We start from the raw sequence: 14988 nt of genomic DNA, 5'->3' as shown, positions 1-14988 counted from the left end.
CCGGAGTAACCAGCTTGAGACTCATAATGGCCGTGCTTTCGAGCGCGCTCACCCGAGAGACGGGATCGTACACTGTTTCGAGTACCGCCTCTCTCCGCGTTACCGCTCCAAAAAACGCCGGATTCCCTGTATTCTTCCCGGCTAGCAACCCTTCCACTCTTTTGTGGGATAGCCCACGACTTGTAGATGTGGGTTCGTTGCAGGTGTTGAGACTCTCTGCTCGAGATGAATTTCTTAGAGCGCTTCTTTGTACGCCTCGAGCGTCTCTTCGACGTCGGCTTCGGTGTGGGCGTAGCTGACGAACTGACACTCGAACTGGTTCTGGCTGAGGAAGATGCCCCGCTCTTTCATCTGGCCCCAGAACACGCGCCGCCAGCGATCGGTTTCGGCGGCGCTTACGTCCGCGGCGTTTTTCGGTGCGTACTCGTAGCGAGGGGAGTCGGGATCTTGTACGCAACCGAACTCCGATTCTCCCTCGAGCGCTCCCGTTCCGGGATTTTCGCGGGTGAAAATCACCTTGAACATGCTCGCCGTTCCCGCGACGGTGTAACTCGGCGCCTGGTCGGCGACGATGTCGGAGAGTCCCGATCGGAGCCGGTCTCCGAGTCCGTCGACGTGCTCGTAGACATCGTTCTCTGCGGCGAATTTCAGCGTCTCGAGGCCGGCGGCCATCGTCACGGGGTGGCCCGAGAAGGTGCCCGCCTGAAAGACGTCGCCCGCAGGCGTGAGTCCTTCCATGATCTCCGCTTTACCGCCGATCGCGCCGACGGGAAAGCCGCCGCCGATGATCTTGCCAAACGTCGTGAGGTCGGGGGTCACGTCGAGTTCGCTCTGTGCGCAGCCGAGTCCGCCAACGCGGAAGCCGGTAATCACCTCGTCGAAGATCAACAGCGAGCCGTGCTCGTCGGTGATCTCTCGAAGGAACTCGTGATAGCCCGGAACGGGGTGGACGATGCCGTTGTTCCCGAGAATCGGCTCGGTGAGCACGGCGGCGATGTCGTCGCCGTGTTCCTCGAAGACCTCGCGTACGGCGTCTTCGTCGTTGAACGGCACTGGAATCGTGTGGTCAGAAAAGGAGACGGGGATCCCCGCCGAACTCGGTCCGCGCTCGTCGGCGTCGCCCTCGACGAGCGTCGATTCCTGCGCGCCGTGATAGCCACCCTGCATGATGACGATCTTGTTCCGGCCGGTGTGTCCTCGAGCCAGTCGAACCGCGGAGGTTGTCGCTTCGGTCCCGGAGTTGACGAACCGTATTTTCTCGACGCTCGGGACGTGTCGGACGACGAACTCCGCGAGGTCGACTTCGATCTCGGTCGGCGCGCCGTACATCGGCCCCTCGGTCGCGTTTCGTTGAATTCCGGCTCGAACTTCCTCCGGGAGGTCGTGGCCGAGCAGTAGCGGACCGAGTCCCATCACCCAGTCGACGTAGCGGTTGCCGTCGGCGTCGATGACGTGGCCGCCGTCCCCCTTCTGGACGAAAAAGGGGTACGGTTCGATCGCCGCACGAACTGCCGAATTCACGCCGCCTGGCATCACCGACAGTGCCCTGTCGTACAGGTCCCGCGAGTTGTCGTCGTTCATATGCGGGCCTTACGTATCGGACGACAAAGAAGTACCGAGGTTAGCCGACGAACTGCTCGCCGGAGCGAAAAGAAACGACAGAAGTGAGCCGAACGCACCTCGTAGTAAGCCACAATGATTGAGCGGAGCAACGTCTTAAAATCGCCAGTCAAATCGGAACCGATCCGATCAGACTGCGTCCGTTCCGGTGTCGCCAGTGCGAACCTGCATCGCGCTTTCGACGGGGAGCACGAAGATCTTGCCGTCACCGGGTTCGCCGGTGTTAGCTCCCTCTCGGATCGCGTCGACGACGTCCTCTGCGGGGACGTCCGCGACGACGCACTCGATTTTGACCTTCTGGTGAAGGTCGACGGTGTACTCCTCGCCGCGCCACTGTCCCTTCTTGGCGGGCTGGGACCCGCGTCCGGAGACGTTAGTGACGGTGAGCGACGGCGCACCGCTTTCGGCGAGCGCTTTTTTCACGTCACCGAGGCGGTCCGGACGGATGATGGCCGTGACCATCTGAATGTCCGTCGTGTAATCGTCTTCACCGCCGTCGGTACGAATCTGCTTTTCGGGAACGCCGCCGTCGGTCGCGACATCCGGGCCGCCGAACTCTGGGTAGGTGTCGACGCCGTGTTCGGCGATATCGAGTCCGTCGCGTTCGTGTTCGGGCGTGACTCGAGCTTCACCGATTGCCTTGAACGCGCCCCAGACGGCTGCGGTCGCGAGCACCGTCCAGATGGTGATGACACCGACGCCGAGAATCTGTGGACCGAACGCGCTGGCTTCGATCGAGAAGATCCCGCCAGCGATAACTCCTTCGCCGATGGTCGTTGCGCCTTCGGCGTTCGACCAGAGCGGGTAGATGATCAGCCCGAGCATGCCCGCGCTCCCGTGGACGGGGAAGACTGCACAGACATCGTCGATCTTGAGTTTCTGTTCGACGAATTTGAAGACGATTGGCAGTTGTGCGCCGGCGAGGAAGCCGATCGCGATCGCTCCCACTGGCGTGATGAGGTCGGTCGGACCGGTGACGCCGACAAGACCTGCGAGCATGCCGTTGGCGACGTAGAGCGTGTCGACTTTCCCGTTCATCGCGAGCGAGACGACGGAGGCCCCGATTGCGCCGAGCCCCATCCCGAGGGCGGTAACCGCTGCGATTTCGCCAACGTAAGCGAAGTCGCCGAGAACGAACGTTCCCTCCGCCATCGCTTCGGAATCGATGACGTCTGCGGCCGTTCCGACGTTGAAGCCGAACCAGCCGAAACAGAGGATTAGCGTTCCCAACACGGCGAATGTCATCGAGTGACCGGGAATGATGTTGACGCTCCCGTCGTCGTTGTACTTGTCCATCCGGGCACCGATAATCCAGGCTGCGGTGAGCCCTGCAACACCGCCGACGCCGTGGACGACCATTCCGCCCGCGAAGTCGGCAAATCCGAGGCTAGCGAGAATCGGTGCATCTGGTCCCGGTGCGTACCAGACCATGCCAGCCACCACCGGGTAGATGAGGGCGGCGAGCAGGAAGGTGTAGGTCACGTACGCGCGGAGTTTCGCACGTCCCGCCACCGCACCGGAAACGATCGTCGCGGCGGTCATCGCGAACACCGCGCTGAACAGCCACATCGTGAGGTCGAACGATCCTTCTCCAAACATCGTCAGTGGTCCGCCGTCGCCACCGACGAGCCCCGCCCCAACGTTATTTGAAATACCCATACCGATGACGAAGAACACCCCGATTCCCACTGCCCAGGTCAACATGTTCTTGGTCAACTGGTTCGCGACGTTCTTCGAGCGGACCTGCCCCGCCTCGAGCATCGCGAACCCAGCGTGCATGAAGAAGATGAGGAACGTCACCGTCAGTGCCCACATCAGGTTCATCCCCGTCGCGAGTTCTTCGAGGTCGGCTGCAGTGGCCTCGAGAAGAATTGGATCGATCATGCGTGCGTCACCTCACTACCCGTTCCGAACGCACTGCCCCCAATACCGTTACGTATGTCCACACTATCTTTGTTTTGAGTCATGATTGTACTCCAAATCACGTTCGTTCTCGAGGTCTCACCTATATATAATGGTTGGCGTTGACAATCCGGTAGGAATGGTGGTGTAATAGGGCAATCCGGGCGAATCTAAAGGCAATATAATGTGTATTAGGGCCTTGACTAGGGCCGTTCGTCTTCTCACGTGCTTATACACTGACCGTCCGTCCACCGGCGTTCGGATCGACCGTGGAAACTTTTGCGACGATTGAACGGATTTTGGCCTCTTTGGGCTTGCGCGCGGCAGATATTGCCGCACGAGCGTCCCGGCTCGAGTGCATGTGAACGTTTGGCGGTTTCTGGCTGTTTTCAGCCATCTGTGGATAACATATTCATTGAGCTCGAGTGAGGTGGTACCTCTTGAAGAAGCGACCTCTTATTTTACCATCACCGAAATACTCGAGTGCCGGATCACATGAGAGACTGACTTTCGTTCAGGATCCAGCCGATAGCTCTTCGGCGACGGTTTCTGCGAAGTAGGTTAGAATCAGATCCGCACCTGCCCGTTTGATCGACAGCAGCGACTCGAGTGCCACTTCGTCCAACTCGAGCCAGCCCTTCTCCGCGGCGGCCTGAAGCATGGCGTACTCGCCGGAGACGTTGTAGGCCGCGATTGGGTGGTCGAACTCCCGCCGGAGCTCGGCGACGATATCGAGGTACGGGAGCGCCGGTTTGACCATCAACACGTCCGCTCCCTGCTCGACGTCGAGTTCGACCTCGCGGATCGCCTCGCGTGCGTTCGCGGGATCCATTTGGTAGTGTCGTCGGTTTCCAAAGGAGGGTGCACCATCCGCGGCGTCCCGGAACGGGCCGTAGAAGGCGCTCTCGTACTTCGCCGCGTAGCTCATGATCGGGACGCCTTTGAAGCCGGCTTCGTCGAGCGCCCCGCGAATCGCGCCGACCATCCCGTCCATCATCCCGCTCGGCGCGATCATATCTGCCCCCGACTCGGCGTGGGAGGTCGCGATCTTCTCGAGGGACTCGAGGGTCGCGTCGTTGTCGACGGTCATCGTATTGGTCGGCACGGCGCCGTCGTGTCCACAGGTTCCTTCGGGGACGCCGCCTCCACCCTCACCACGGAGTTCCTCAGCCAACGGCCCACAGTGGCCGTGATCGGTGTACTCGCAGAGACAGACGTCGGTGATAACGTACGCGTCGGTCTCGCTCGTAATTCGTCGAGTCGCCTCCTGGACGACGCCGTCTTCAGCCCACGCACGGGTCCCCTCGGGATCTTTCGATTCCGGAATGCCGAACAGCATGACGGCCTCGACGCCGGTCTCTCTGACTTCCTCGACGCGAGCGACCGCCTCGTCTACCGGGACGCGCTCGTGGCCCGGCATCGACTCGATCGGGACGCGTTCGTCCGTCGTCGCGTCGACGAAAATCGGTGCGATGAAATCCGACGGCTCGAGACTCGTCTCGCTCACCAGCGAGCGAATTCCGTCTTGACGAAGCCGTCGTGGGCGATGAGTGAGGTCCATATTCAGTTATTCGTCGGGTCGCGCAAAAACGATGCGTTCGGCGGGTCGAGTCCGTTACGTATGATCGTCGCGTGTGAGCACCACGTTTACGATCATCCGTCCGTGAGTATTGTTTACGGATATCCCGCTCTTGTGCAACCGTCTACGGGTCTCCCTCGAGTATCAGTTCTCTCTCGCTGGCGGGTCCCGTCGAACGATCTTCCCGAACAGGTCCCTGTTATCCGCAACCCGGCGGTAGAGCGGTTCTCGCGCCTCTTCGGCACCGGGGAGTTGTCGAAAGGCCGCCGCGAGGTGTCTCGAGGGTGTCTCGAGTCGCGTGCCGACCTCCTCGATCGCTTCGCCACAGGAGTAGACGGCGTCCTGGGTGAGGAGGTGAGCACAATCTTCGTACTCATCGGGGAGCCGGGCCAGTTGGTCCGGCGTGAGGTCCCGAAAGCCGACGAGTTCGAACTCGCCGCGCTCGGCGGCGTACTCGGCACACCAGGTACAGAATCCGCAGTCGTCGTCGAAGACCAGCCGCGGCGTGGCCGATTCGGACTCGCTCATGCTGGTACTTGTGGTCCGGCTACCAAAAGCTTCAGCACCGCGGAAGCTCCCTCGTGGCGGCTGTCACGACGGCCCCGTCTCTCGAGGAGCAACGTTCTCGCACTGTCCCAAAGCATTTCTCTCGCACTGTCCCAAAGCAACTCTGCACTGTCTCAGACACCGAAGTCGCACACACGCACGGAGGAACATAAATTTAAGTTCGCGCCTCCCATTTACATCTGTTAGCAATGGCCATAGATCCACAGTTCCACGAAAACCGCGAGAAAGAAGGCGAAGAGAACGGGGTTGCCGTCTGGGGGCCGGTCGACGAACCCGAAGAGCTCGGCATTCGGGGCACGCACGTCGCCGTCGATTACGACCTTTGTATCGCCGACGGGGCCTGTCTCGAGGACTGTCCCGTCGACGTCTTTACGTGGGTCGACACACCGGGACACCCCGAGAGCGACAAGAAAGCGGAGCCAACCAAGGAGGCCCAGTGCATCGATTGCATGCTCTGTGTCGACGTCTGCCCAGTTGATGCGATCGACGTGGATGCGGGCCGGACGGCCTAATTACGGACTCGATTTCTACCGGTTGCCGTCTGCGTTACTCAGCGCGGTCGACATCGACTTGCTCTTTCAACGTCTCGAGGCCGTCGGCCTCGGCGAGTTCCTGCAACCGCTCGCGGAAGTGTTCCTCGCAGAGGCCGACCCTGAGTCCGTCGGACTCGGCGGCGAAAGCGGCCTCGCGGTCGCAGTAGTGGCAATTCATGGACGGCCATTTGGGCCGAGACACATTGAAGCCTCCGTTATCGGTCGAAAACCCCCATTTCTAGCCTGACAGTTCGAGTTCGTGATACGCCTTCTTCGAGAGTCCCTCGAGACCGAGCTGTTCGCCGTGGGCGTCCGTTCCGCCGGTGACGAGCAGGTCGTTTCGCTCGATCGCTCGCTCGACCGGCTCGAGATCGACGGAAGCGCCGTAGGGATAGTGTAATTCGACGGCGTCGAGGTCGGCGGTGAGCTCGAGCGCCCGCTCCGGTTCCGGATACCGAAGCGGATGAGCCAAGGAGACGACCGCCGCGGCTTCCGAGAGGAGCCGCTGGCCGCGCTCGAACGAGGGGATCTCCCGCGAAACGAAACAGGGTTTTCCGCTTCCGATTAGTTCGTCGAATGTCTCTTCGTAGTCGTATTCGGTGTCGGGGTGGTCTCCGACCACGCGGGCGACGTGCGGTCGGCCGAAGCCGTCGTCGACGGTGACGCCGAGGTCGACGCCGAGGCGATCCTCGATACAGTCGACGATTTCCTGTCCGCGCTCGCGGCGGTTCGTCTGAATTCCCTCGAGGGTTTCCTCGAGTTCCGGCGTCGGCTCGAGTTCGTAGCCCAGCAGGTCGACGCGCTGGCCGCCGGCCGTCTCGACGCGCAGTTCGATACCGTGGAGGATCGTCACGCCGCCGCGCTCGATGACCGGCTCTTCGAACGGTTGGCGTCGGTCGTGGTCAGTGATCGCGACGATGTCGACGCCGTGGCGGCGGGCGGCATCGGGGACCTCCTCGAGTTCTAAGCTCCCGTCCGAGCGGGTCGTGTGGACGTGGAGATCGGCGTAGGGCATACTGTGCTCGAGTCAGTCCGGTCCTAAAGCCGTTTCTCATACTGCCGGCTGTAAGTCGTTCAAGATTTTCGTCGCCCCGGGGGTGCGAAAATCTTCACATAGTTACAGCCGGCAGTACCACTGGTCCTCGCGGGAGTTTCGAGCCGCTGATCGGTTCCGTATCGATCGACGTATTGCAAAATCGAGGTCTCCGATGGCGTCCTCGAGGAATGAGTCGGAGTACATTCTAGGACGATATAGGCATATAATGTCTATCGGCCTCCTAAAGAACGTTTATGGACAATGTTTATAATTATCGTTCACAACGGTTAGCGTGTAATGTTGCTCAATGGCACCGGCGAGATGATCGACGCACACGAGTATCCCGCGACAACCGAGGAAATGATCGAGGCCTACGGGGAGCGCACGCTCGAGCTCCCGAACGGCTCCGAATCCGTCGAGGAGGTACTCGCTCGCCTCGATTCGGAGACGTTCGAGTCCTCCGAAGAAGTGCGGTTTGCGGTCTACTCTGCCGTGAGCAAGAAGGCGATCGGCCGCGTCGGCTACAGCGACCGCGATCCGACGCCGCTTGGAAGCCCCTACGCCCCCGAACAGGTGTCGTTCTGAGACACTCGCTCGAAATTGAGTCCCCCGTTTCGGGGTTTTCATCCGTACTCCGTCCGGAATTCGCTAGTTAACGTGTTACTGTAACTGGCTCACTCGAGTGATCAGAACAGTACTCCAGCTTCGTCTCACTACTGCGGTAGCGTGACCGGTCCGTCTCAAAACTGACCGAAATTCTCGAACTCGAGCGCGTCGTCTAACTCGAGTGGCACCGATCCCTTCTGATAGCCCTCGATGTGCCCGTTCGGGCGGGCTCGATAGACGACGGCGGGTCGGTGGCGAACGTCGGGCTGTTCGCCCCGAACTGCGTTCCAGTTGTCCTCGCGGAAACTCGAGCAGTCGACGAACAACACTGCGCCGCCGCCGTGTTCGGCGAGCTGGCCGTTGGTCTTCGTCTCGGCGGTATCCCGAACCGCGGCGACCGGCCCCGCGGCGGCCCGGTTTGCGGGCGGCTGGGGTCGAGTTACTTCGACGAGCACGTTCGTTTCCGCGTCTTTCGCGCGGAAATCCAGCGAGTGTCCCGTCGTCACCTCGATCTCGGGAACCACGTCGTAGCCCGCGTCGACGAGGACTTTCGCGGCGATGAACTCTCCCATCGCCGCGCTCATTCGAACCCGGTCGACGTGATCGCTGGTGCCGAGTTTTCCCGACATGACGTGTCGGTACTCATCAAGCGTGCCGCTCGAGAAGAACTCCTCGAAAAAGCGCGTCGATTCCCTGCGTCCGGCATCGGGGAAGCCGGCCGCGTGCTCGCGGAAAAAGGCCCGCGTGGATTCACGCCCGTCCTTGGACATGAACACGGGAAGGAAAAACCACGAGAGGTGCGGATAGTCGGCGAGCCACGGATCTTCCTCGTGGAGCGTCGAGAGTAATTCCCGCTGTGCCCACCGGGAGACGTGATACGGCACGTCGCGCCAGCCGAACTTATCGGTTCGCCACAGCGTCGACGGCGTCTCGGTGTTGCCCATCCAGTAGGCCTCCTCCTCGTTTCGGGCGAACAGCGCGACGTCGTCGTTTGCCATCTCGAATCGGTGGGTGTCCCACCCACCGTTGATCCGATATCGCGGACTGACGGCTTGAGCGCCGATGTTGTTCCGAAGCGGTTGCAAAATTTCCTGTCGAACCCGTTGCTCGCTCCAGTGGGCGGGCGAATAACGGAAGCGAAGCGGCCGTGCCACAGTGGCGAGTACGCGCTGGGCTCGCATACGTCTTCCCTTCTCCCGCTCATTGTGCATCTGGTGATACTCTCCGTTTCACACATGTTAACGACTGTTGCAACCGTTACCTTGATAAGAGAGAACTACTTACATGTTCATAGTTGCCATGTCAATGGGTGCCTATGATGAAGACGAACACGAGCGACGTGAAAAGCAAGCTTCCAAGGTGGACACGGATTTCGACGACGAGCGGACGATCCACCACGGAACGGTCGAATACGATTCGGGCGATTCTGCGGACGAGCTCTTGAGCAAGTTCGAGGAGATCAAATCGAACTAGTGGCGGATCGCTTCCTTTCCGCTGGAATCTACCACCTATACCGGCAGGTCCGTCGAGTCGAGGACAGGGGAACGACTTTGACCGTTCCGTCACGATAGTCAGCTATGGGAACTGACTCGTGTGATGGCTGTGGCCGACCGATCTCAGTCGCGGGCGGCATCGCCAATATCTGGACGTTCGGCGAGGACGACGGCAGCGACGGTACTGCGATGACCCTCGAGCTCGAGGACGGCTCGAGCCATCTATTGTGTTATCCCTGTCTCGGGGCGTTGCCCGACGAACCGACCGCCGAGGATATCGAGAAGTTAGAACGGGTTGACGAAGAGACATCCACACTATCGCTTCGTTGAGAGCGCTACTCCGCTAACTGTCGTTCGATAGCAGACGACAGAGAACACGGAAGGGGTGGGATTCGAACGCCACGAGGCCTGAGGGCCTCCGCGGGCCAATGGCCCACGGTGCTCTTCCGCTGAGCGACCCTTCCACGTTCAGGTTCGAAGGGAGATTTCGTATTTGTAATCGAGTCCCTACCGTTCGGTAGGCGGCGGTTTCGGCATCTCTGTGGGCAGTGGTGTTCGACCGATACCCTGTCCCAAGACTCACTGACGGCGACGGTTCGGTGCTTTTAGGATCGAGCCCCTCCGTGAACCGAACGGTGAACACCGAGCGGATCTTCGAGGAGTTTCCCGCGCCGAGCTACCGCGGAACGCAGGAGACGGCCCTCCGAGACATACGAGACGCCTTCGAGGCCGGCAACGACGTCGTTCTCGTTCGAGCGCCGACGGGGAGCGGCAAGTCCCTGCTGGCTCGAGCGATCGCAGGCTGTGCCCAGACCGTCGAGGAGGCGGATCCGAGCGATCCCTCCGGAGCCTACTACACGACACCGCAGGTTTCCCAACTCGACGATGTCGCGGCCGACGACTTGCTCGCGGATCTGAACGTTATCCGCGGGAAATCGAACTACGACTGTATCCTCCCGAACGAGCGGAACACGCCCGTCAATCAGGCCCCCTGCGTTCGCGAACGCGGGTACGACTGCTCGGTCAAACATCGCTGTCCGTACTTTTCTGACCGCGCGATCGCCTCGAACCGCGAAATCGCGGCGATGACGCTCGCGTACTTCATGCAGACCGCGGGGAGCGAAGTCTTTCGAACTCGAGACGTCGTCGTCGTCGACGAAGCGCACGGGCTCGCCGAGTGGGCCGAGATGTACGCCACGATCCGGCTCGGCCCTCGATCAATCCCCATCTGGGAGGACCTTCGCGTTCCCGACATCGACGGCGTCGACCGCGCCGCACGCTACGCCGAGAATCTTGCCCAGACGTGTACCCGCAGAAAAGATGAATTACTCGAGCAGGAGACGCTCACACCCGCGGACGTTCGCGAACGGGATCGCTTTCAGGAACTCATCGGCGAACTCGAGTGGTTCGTCTCCGACTATCGGGATCCGGAGAGTCCGACGACCTGGCTCGTCGATCAGGAGCCGGCCGACGAAAACGCACAGGGTACCGATTCGGACGGTACAGACGACGAACTCGGCGGCCCGCTGACGATCAAGCCGATGAACCCCGAGCGATACCTCAGACACACCGTCTGGGATCGGGGAAACAAATTCGCGCTCCTCTCGGCGACGATTCTCAACAAAGAAGCGTTCTGCAGGCAGGTCGGACTCAATCCCGCGGACGTCGCCCTCGTCGATGTCGAACACACGTTCCCCGTCGAAAACCGACCGCTGTACGACGTGACACAAGGGAAGATGACCTACGACGAACGCGACGAAACCCTGCCGAAGATCGCCAGAACAATCGTCCGGATCATGCAGGAACACCCCGACGAGAAGGGGCTGGTCCACGCTCACTCCTACGCGATCCAGGAGCGACTGGCCGATCTCCTCCGGGATTTCGGCGTCAGCGAGCGGGTGCAAACCCACTCGAGAGATGGCCGCGACGGCGACCTCGAGGCCTGGAAGGCGAGCGACGATCCGGACGTGTTCCTCTCGGTCAAGATGGAGGAAGCGCTCGATCTCAAGGGCGATCTCTGTCGCTGGCAAGTCCTCTGTAAAGCGCCGTTTCTCAACACCGGCGATTCGCGCGTCGCCCACCGACTCGAGGAGGGCCAGTGGGCCTGGTACTACCGAACCGCGCTCCGGACGATCATCCAGGGCTGTGGTCGGGTCGTCCGCGCGCCCGACGACTACGGCGCGACGTATCTGGCGGACTCGAGCCTGTTAGACCTGTTTGATCGCGCACGCACAGACATGCCCGACTGGTTCGAAGCGCAGGTCGTTCGGATGGACCAGCCGTCGCTGCCCGCGTTCGAGCCTCGGACTGCGGTGGCTGAGGCGGGTGGTAGACGGTCGTCTTCGAGTCGTTCTGGGTTCTCTTCGTCTGCCGGTTCGAACGGCAGTTCCGGGTCCGACAGCGCGTCCGGGTCCGCTGACGACGGTAACCGATCCTCGCGAGACAACAACCGATTCCGGAAGCGGAATTCTTCGCGCTCGAGTCCGTTGGCCGACGTCTGGGACACTGACGGCTAACGTGACCCCTCACGCCGTCATAGCTAACCGGCGGTAGAAACGTCCGAGTGTGTCGGTGTCTCGCTCGAGGTCGACCTGTCGGCGATCGATTTCGGTGCGACCGGCTCCGTCGTCGCGCTGAAAATCGTCTGCATGCCGGTGCTCGCGTGGATCGTCTTCTCGCTGCTGACCGTCGACGAGGCGACGTTCACCGTGAGCGTCGTCATGCTCGGAACGTCGACGGCCGTCTCGACATATGTCTTCGCCGCCGAACTCGAGGGCGACGAGGGCCGGCTATCCGGTGGCGAAACGAGGCCGGGCTAAAAGAGATAGATCGCCGGCATCGCGACCATCGAAGTCGCCATCAGTATTGCGAACACGAGCGCGATGACCTGTCCTCTGTTCATTATTCACTCGTTCTGTCTCAACCTGTATGAATGTCACGGCTGTGTTCGCCGCTCGATGCCGTCGGCTCCCGAATCGTTGAACGTCGAGCGTTCACAACCGGATCGTCTCAGTCGACGACGGCGTCGAGAACGACGTGTTCGACGCCGGCGCTGTGACTTTTGACGCGACGCCGGTCGTCGACCCGCTCGAGCGTCCGCCCCGCCGCTTCGATGGCTCCTTCGACCCGCTCGACCGGCCGCTCCCACAGGAGTGACTCGGGGGTCGCCTCGTGGTAGTGGACCGTTCCACCGGGCTCGAGTGCCTCGAGTGCCGCGGGGAGGAACTCGTGGGCTTCGTCGGTTCGGGTGCCGGTTTCGTCACCGGGGTCACTGGACGGTTTCGGCTCGTCCCCGACGCCGTAGTAGCCCATAACCACTCGGTCGACCTCGAGACCCTCAGCCAGCTCCCGGCAGTCGGTCATGTAGGCTTCGAGATCGGACTGAACCTCGTTCAACATCGCGTTCTCGAGGAGATACCGAAACGCGGTCGGGTTGACTTCGGCGGCAGTCACCTTCGCACCGGCTCGCGCCATCGGGAGCGTGAAGTAGCCGATCCCGGCGAACATGTCGAACACTCGTTCACCCGCCGAAACGACCTCGCCCATTCGCGCTCGTTCGGCCTGGTTTCCGGGCGAGAACATCACTTCTGTCGGATCGAGACCGTACTTCGTACCGTGTTCTACATGGATCGTCTCGGTGTCGCGGTGGCCTGCAAGCAACCGCGTTCGCGGCTCCCGATAGGTCCCCGCGGTACCGTCGTTCGCGACGCCCTCGTCGGCGAGGACGCTTTCGGCCTCGCCGTGAATTTCGAGTAGTTCCTCGCCAAGTGCCGTCTCGTCGGGGCAGTCCTCGGGAACCGTCACGAGGATCACCGATCCGACGACGGCCCACGAACCCGGAACCGTCTCGAGTTCGGCGTCGCTCCAGCCCCGTTCGGCGAGTCTGGTCTCGAGGTCCGGACTCCGGTAGTCGGGGTCGATCTGGCGGATCACCTCGAGCACCGACGTCTCGGACGGCTGGGACGAAACCGGCAGTGCGACCGTTTCGGCGGTGTACTCGCGGACCCGTCGCTCGTCGTCGTAGACACCTTCGGTCCGCAGGGATTCGGTCGCAGTTTCAGCGCGGGGCTTTTCGACGACGACGGCAAGCGGTGTGTCCGTTCCCGCCTCGAGCGTCGGGCTTTCCCCTTCGGGAATCGAACTCGCCCCTTCTGGCTCCTCAGTCATCGCTCTCTGCCGGAAGGACGTGCAACCCGGCGCGGCTTTTCAGGATGGGGACCGTCTCGGCGTCGGGATCGAAGTATTCGGGCCGGGACACCGTCTTCGCCTGATAGGTTTCAGGATCGAGCACCTGCACGGCGTTTTCGTCCTCGACGGTGACGACGGTCGTCTCCTCGGCGGCCTCGAGTTCGCCGAGCTTTCGGGCGTCGGGGGAGTTGCCTTCCTCGTAGTCCGCTTCGTAGTGCTCGCCCGTCGTTACGCGCGTTCCTTTGAGGTTTCCTCGAGCGCTCCGGACGAGGACGGGGCCATCGTCGTCGTCTTCGTCGGCGAGTTCGATAATGTCGCCCGGTCGGTACGGCGGCAGACGAACGGCGAAGGTGACGCGGTAGACCTCGTTTCCGTCGGAATCTTCCGTCACGAGCGTCTCAGCGTCGTTGATGGTCCCGCCGAACTCCTCGACCATCTTGTTCGAGATTTTCTTCCCGATTTTGTTGGTCGAGACCCGCATGTTCAGCCCGTCGGGCGTTTCGCTCATTTTGGTGATGAAGGCGTTGCGGTCTCCGGTCGCCTCCATTTCGGCGACGATATTATTCGCGATTTCTTTCGCGCGTTCGGTCTCCTCGGCGACCGGCGTCCGGTCTTCGGCGCGAATCTGGACGATGCTCGCGTAGTAGTCGCCGGCGATTCGGCCACAGCGCGTACAGGTCTGTCGAGCGATTCTCACGGGAACTGTTACTTGCTCTTCGACGGGTTCGCCGCGCACGACACCCGTGAAATAACAGTGCATCCGGATCGTGTTCTCGTCGACCTGTTCGGGTTCGACCTGCCAGGCCACGTCTTCGGCGTCGACGTGAACGCCGAGTGCTTCGCTCACCTCTTCGATCGCGACGTCGGTGTAGTCGTCTGCACCCACGTCGACCCAGCGCTGTCCCCGGTGGACCGCTCCACACCGCGCACAAACCCGGACATCGACCTGCTGGGGCGCATCAACGAATTCGAAGTCCTCGAAGTAACACGCCCGGCAGAGGTCGCTTCCCGCGGTTCTCGGATCGGGGATCTCGCTCGTCTCGGTCCCGTCTCCCTCGTTCATCGTCTCAGTCGTCTCTGTCGTCTCGGTTGCATCCCCGGTTTCGGTCGCGTCGCTCCTGGATCGATCCGGAATCGGATCACCGCAGCGGGGACAGAACGCACGCGAATCAGCCATTGACTCCACTTTGAGGCTGAGCGAGTTAAACGGCGCGCTCTCTCGTTTTCGATCCCACTCGAGGATATTTTGATCGCATAAAGCGATACCTGCTCCTTTCAGTTTGTGAGAGCTCCACACGAAACGAGGGGGTCCAGTTTGCGTCTGTCGATCTGATTGTCACTCCTTTCCACACGAAATAGGGGGGTGAACTGTTCATGCTCAAGGAACGTTTCAACGCTACCGGTCACGATCGGACGCACTCATCCCTGGCGTAGTCGGGTGATTTCCGGCCCTTTCTCGAGATA

General features: G+C 61.3%; 14 protein-coding genes, 1 tRNA gene and 1 pseudogene. 6 read left to right on the top strand and 10 right to left on the bottom strand.

Features of this window, described 5'->3' with window-relative positions; translation table 11 throughout:
- Positions 1 to 234: 234 nt before the first annotated feature.
- The 4 genes from hemL to ACYQ14_RS09170 form a co-directional block, all read right to left on the bottom strand.
- A complete protein-coding gene (gene hemL, locus ACYQ14_RS09185; RefSeq protein WP_459887313.1) occupies positions 235 to 1581 on the bottom strand; it encodes a glutamate-1-semialdehyde 2,1-aminomutase in 1347 nt (448 codons plus the stop codon).
- Positions 1582 to 1749: 168 nt separating this feature from the next.
- Positions 1750 to 3504, bottom strand: a complete 1755-nt coding sequence (locus ACYQ14_RS09180) for an ammonium transporter (protein ID WP_459887311.1) — start codon at positions 3502 to 3504, stop codon at positions 1750 to 1752.
- A gap of 532 nt (positions 3505 to 4036) precedes the next feature.
- Positions 4037 to 5083 carry a porphobilinogen synthase gene (gene hemB, locus ACYQ14_RS09175; protein WP_459887309.1) on the bottom strand — a complete coding sequence of 349 codons (1047 nt, stop codon included), beginning with the start codon at positions 5081 to 5083 and terminating at the stop codon, positions 4037 to 4039.
- Positions 5084 to 5245: 162 nt separating this feature from the next.
- Positions 5246 to 5629 (bottom strand): thiol-disulfide oxidoreductase DCC family protein, encoded by a 384-nt coding sequence (locus ACYQ14_RS09170; protein WP_459887307.1) that lies wholly within the window; start codon positions 5627 to 5629, stop codon positions 5246 to 5248.
- A gap of 227 nt (positions 5630 to 5856) precedes the next feature.
- Here ACYQ14_RS09170 and ACYQ14_RS09165 point away from each other — a divergent pair, with 227 nt between their 5' ends.
- Complete coding sequence (locus ACYQ14_RS09165) at positions 5857 to 6180, top strand: 4Fe-4S dicluster domain-containing protein (protein WP_283836756.1); 324 nt, start codon at positions 5857 to 5859, stop codon at positions 6178 to 6180.
- 34 nt (positions 6181 to 6214) lie between these two features.
- Here ACYQ14_RS09165 and ACYQ14_RS09160 read toward each other — a convergent pair whose 3' ends face one another.
- The gene (locus ACYQ14_RS09160; protein ID WP_283836757.1) at positions 6215 to 6379 is read right to left on the bottom strand and encodes a DUF6757 family protein; all 165 of its coding nucleotides are present in this window, start codon (positions 6377 to 6379) and stop codon (positions 6215 to 6217) included.
- A gap of 60 nt (positions 6380 to 6439) precedes the next feature.
- Positions 6440 to 7216, bottom strand: a complete 777-nt coding sequence (locus tag ACYQ14_RS09155) for a PHP domain-containing protein (protein ID WP_459887305.1) — start codon at positions 7214 to 7216, stop codon at positions 6440 to 6442.
- A 318-nt stretch (positions 7217 to 7534) separates the two neighbouring features.
- Here ACYQ14_RS09155 and ACYQ14_RS09150 point away from each other — a divergent pair, with 318 nt between their 5' ends.
- The gene (locus ACYQ14_RS09150) at positions 7535 to 7822 is read left to right on the top strand and encodes a DUF5789 family protein (RefSeq protein ID WP_459887303.1); all 288 of its coding nucleotides are present in this window, start codon (positions 7535 to 7537) and stop codon (positions 7820 to 7822) included.
- Between the two features lie 155 nt (positions 7823 to 7977).
- Here ACYQ14_RS09150 and ACYQ14_RS09145 read toward each other — a convergent pair whose 3' ends face one another.
- Positions 7978 to 8997, bottom strand: coding sequence for a DUF5784 family protein (locus tag ACYQ14_RS09145; RefSeq protein ID WP_459887301.1), 1020 nt, complete (start codon positions 8995 to 8997; stop codon positions 7978 to 7980).
- A gap of 145 nt (positions 8998 to 9142) precedes the next feature.
- Here ACYQ14_RS09145 and ACYQ14_RS09140 point away from each other — a divergent pair, with 145 nt between their 5' ends.
- Positions 9143 to 9316, top strand: a complete 174-nt coding sequence (locus ACYQ14_RS09140; RefSeq protein WP_283836960.1) for a DUF5786 family protein — start codon at positions 9143 to 9145, stop codon at positions 9314 to 9316.
- 104 nt (positions 9317 to 9420) lie between these two features.
- The gene (locus ACYQ14_RS09135) at positions 9421 to 9666 is read left to right on the top strand and encodes a DUF7561 family protein (protein ID WP_459887299.1); all 246 of its coding nucleotides are present in this window, start codon (positions 9421 to 9423) and stop codon (positions 9664 to 9666) included.
- A 47-nt stretch (positions 9667 to 9713) separates the two neighbouring features.
- Here ACYQ14_RS09135 and ACYQ14_RS09130 read toward each other — a convergent pair.
- Positions 9714 to 9800, bottom strand: a tRNA-OTHER gene (locus ACYQ14_RS09130).
- A gap of 171 nt (positions 9801 to 9971) precedes the next feature.
- On the opposite strand from ACYQ14_RS09130, the gene ACYQ14_RS09125 reads away from it, so the two are divergent.
- Both ACYQ14_RS09125 and ACYQ14_RS09120 read left to right on the top strand, forming a co-directional pair.
- Positions 9972 to 11852, top strand: a complete 1881-nt coding sequence (locus ACYQ14_RS09125) for a helicase C-terminal domain-containing protein (RefSeq protein WP_459890028.1) — start codon at positions 9972 to 9974, stop codon at positions 11850 to 11852.
- Between the two features lie 48 nt (positions 11853 to 11900).
- Positions 11901 to 12116, top strand: a pseudogene (locus ACYQ14_RS09120) (AEC family transporter); the annotation flags it as partial.
- A 229-nt stretch (positions 12117 to 12345) separates the two neighbouring features.
- Here the strand turns inward: ACYQ14_RS09120 and ACYQ14_RS09115 are convergent.
- Positions 12346 to 13503, bottom strand: a complete 1158-nt coding sequence (locus tag ACYQ14_RS09115; RefSeq protein ID WP_459887297.1) for a class I SAM-dependent methyltransferase — start codon at positions 13501 to 13503, stop codon at positions 12346 to 12348.
- A complete protein-coding gene (locus ACYQ14_RS09110) occupies positions 13496 to 14701 on the bottom strand; it encodes a 60S ribosomal export protein NMD3 (protein ID WP_459887295.1) in 1206 nt (401 codons plus the stop codon). Before ACYQ14_RS09110 ends, ACYQ14_RS09115 begins: the two co-directional genes overlap by 8 nt.
- Positions 14702 to 14988: the final 287 nt, after the last annotated feature.

The organism is Halostagnicola bangensis, assembly GCF_054653435.1.
The sequence above is the reverse complement of the archived record's forward strand: the minus strand, read 5'-3'. Positions and strand labels throughout refer to the sequence as shown.

Coding starts and splice junctions, on each gene's coding strand:
- ACYQ14_RS09180 (WP_459887311.1), bottom strand. CDS start 3,504: ATGATCGATCCAATTCTTCTCGAGGCCACTGCAGCCGACCTCGAAGAA.
- hemB (WP_459887309.1), bottom strand. CDS start 5,083: ATGGACCTCACTCATCGCCCACGACGGCTTCGTCAAGACGGAATTCGC.
- ACYQ14_RS09135 (WP_459887299.1), top strand. CDS start 9,421: ATGGGAACTGACTCGTGTGATGGCTGTGGCCGACCGATCTCAGTCGCG.
- ACYQ14_RS09170 (WP_459887307.1), bottom strand. CDS start 5,629: ATGAGCGAGTCCGAATCGGCCACGCCGCGGCTGGTCTTCGACGACGAC.
- ACYQ14_RS09140 (WP_283836960.1), top strand. CDS start 9,143: ATGTCAATGGGTGCCTATGATGAAGACGAACACGAGCGACGTGAAAAG.
- ACYQ14_RS09150 (WP_459887303.1), top strand. CDS start 7,535: ATGTTGCTCAATGGCACCGGCGAGATGATCGACGCACACGAGTATCCC.
- ACYQ14_RS09160 (WP_283836757.1), bottom strand. CDS start 6,379: ATGAATTGCCACTACTGCGACCGCGAGGCCGCTTTCGCCGCCGAGTCC.
- ACYQ14_RS09155 (WP_459887305.1), bottom strand. CDS start 7,216: ATGCCCTACGCCGATCTCCACGTCCACACGACCCGCTCGGACGGGAGC.
- ACYQ14_RS09165 (WP_283836756.1), top strand. CDS start 5,857: ATGGCCATAGATCCACAGTTCCACGAAAACCGCGAGAAAGAAGGCGAA.
- ACYQ14_RS09115 (WP_459887297.1), bottom strand. CDS start 13,503: ATGACTGAGGAGCCAGAAGGGGCGAGTTCGATTCCCGAAGGGGAAAGC.
- ACYQ14_RS09110 (WP_459887295.1), bottom strand. CDS start 14,701: ATGGCTGATTCGCGTGCGTTCTGTCCCCGCTGCGGTGATCCGATTCCG.
- hemL (WP_459887313.1), bottom strand. CDS start 1,581: ATGAACGACGACAACTCGCGGGACCTGTACGACAGGGCACTGTCGGTG.